The 1,686-nt window shown below is 37.8% G+C and carries 1 protein-coding gene and 5 tRNA genes; all 6 read right to left on the bottom strand.

All coding sequences use genetic code 11. The features are described 5' to 3' along the window. Positions 1-59: 59 nt before the first annotated feature. Positions 60-148 (bottom strand) — tRNA-Ser (locus tag FC46_RS09770). Between the two features lie 27 nt (positions 149-175). Beyond that, positions 176-247 (bottom strand) — tRNA-Glu (locus tag FC46_RS09765). 302 nt (positions 248-549) lie between these two features. After that, positions 550-1,254: a YoaK family protein gene (locus FC46_RS09760; protein ID WP_057800224.1), complete on the bottom strand. Its 705-nt coding sequence runs from the start codon at positions 1,252-1,254 to the stop codon at positions 550-552. Positions 1,255-1,366: 112 nt separating this feature from the next. Continuing rightward, positions 1,367-1,455 (bottom strand) — tRNA-Ser (locus FC46_RS09755). Positions 1,456-1,457: 2 nt separating this feature from the next. Continuing rightward, positions 1,458-1,532 (bottom strand) — tRNA-Ile (locus FC46_RS09750). Between the two features lie 4 nt (positions 1,533-1,536). Further along, positions 1,537-1,607: transfer RNA gene (locus FC46_RS09745), tRNA-Gly, on the bottom strand. Positions 1,608-1,686: the final 79 nt, after the last annotated feature.

Here is a 1,686-nt window from a genome sequence, read left to right as displayed (position 1 = left end):
CAACGACCTTCGGGTTATGAGCCCGACGAGCTACCAGACTGCTCCATCCCGCGATATTAAGGAGGATGTGGGATTTGAACCCACGCGCGAGCATAACCCGCCTGACGGTTTTCAAAACCGTTCCCTTAAGCCACTTGGGTAATCCTCCATAGCTTATTAATGCCATTTTTGGCAATGACCCGTACGGGATTTGAACCCATGTTACGGCCGTGAAAGGGCCGTGTCTTAACCACTTGACCAACGGGTCAGATCATTTTGTTTGCCTACCGCAAAGCACTTAATTATAATAACCAACTCTCAATCATTTGTCAAACATTTTTTAAATTTATTTTTTAATGCTTTCTCTTTGATTGATAGCTTTAAAACAAATGCAGAATACATATTACATGAATTCCATTCCTAATGCAAGCTTTTTTTGAATTTTTTCAAAGCTAGCTTGTCACTGGTGCTAATCACAAGTGCGTATTAGATATTACATGATAATTTAAAACTTTGCAAGTATAAATTTAGACTTTTTTGAAATTAATTTGCTTTCTCTCCCCTATAATGCTAATTTTGCCCATTATCATTGACACTTCTAAAGATCATTAATCCATATACCAAATTAACTATTACTAATATGCAACTTGCTATCCAGATTGCTCGAACTTGAAACATTTTTTGTAAAAGTGCTGAGATTACTGCTCCTGTTGTAAATGCAACTACTAATAACGTGTAATTTTGCGCTGGCTGTTTTTCACTTTCGTCTCCATTTATATAAAAAGAACTCCAAGAAAGTACCGTTTTTCTCAAATTTCCGGAAGTAAAAACATTACTATACCCTAATCCCTCAATTTTTCTAAATGCACCACTTTGCATTGCCATTCCAAAAGCTGTAATTGGAACAATAAAATAATTAGGTATTGAAGTAGGCAAAAAACCTAATACTATTGAAACAACAATGAGTGGTATCATTTCAAATATTCTCCAATAAGCATTTTTTGCATATCTTTTCAATAGTGTAACTAGTATTAGACCTAAAATGAAGCCAATGATTGTAAGTCCCCGGTTAATCATACCGGTTAAATTACCATTAGCTAAAGAAGTAGCAAAAAAAATTATATTTCCAGTTTGTCCTGCAGATAAAGTATGCCCTCTAAGCATATAAGTATATGCATCAATAAATCCACCACAAAAAGTCAAAATAAATGCCATTAAGCGTGTTTGAGCGATTTTATTTGCTTTTACACTATATTTCCATATCCATCTTAACACCCATTAAAAGCCACTTTAGGCTGATTTTAGCTCTCTAAGTCAAAGATAATATTTCAGTTAGAAAAAACAAAAAAGGAACTACACCAATTGCAGTTCCTTTTTAACCAAGTAGCGGAGTAGGAGAGATTCGAACCCTCGCGCCGGAAAACCCGACCTACACCCTTAGCAGGGGCGCCTCTTCAGCCACTTGAGTACTACTCCAATGGGCCTAAATGGACTTGAACCATCGACCTCACGCTTATCAGGCGTGCGCTCTAAACCAGCTGAGCTATAGGCCCATAAAGCGGGTAACGAGAATCGGACTCGCGACTAAAGCTTGGAAGGCTTTCGTTTTACCACTAAACTATACCCGCACTTTTATAAATGTACAAAGTTAATGGCGCGGGACGGAATCGGACCGCCGACACAAGGAGCTTCAATCCTTTGCTCTAC

This window comes from Lactobacillus kalixensis DSM 16043 (assembly GCF_001434335.1).
Taxonomy (GTDB): domain Bacteria; phylum Bacillota; class Bacilli; order Lactobacillales; family Lactobacillaceae; genus Lactobacillus; species Lactobacillus kalixensis.
The sequence above is the reverse complement of the archived record's forward strand: the minus strand, read 5'-3'. Positions and strand labels throughout refer to the sequence as shown.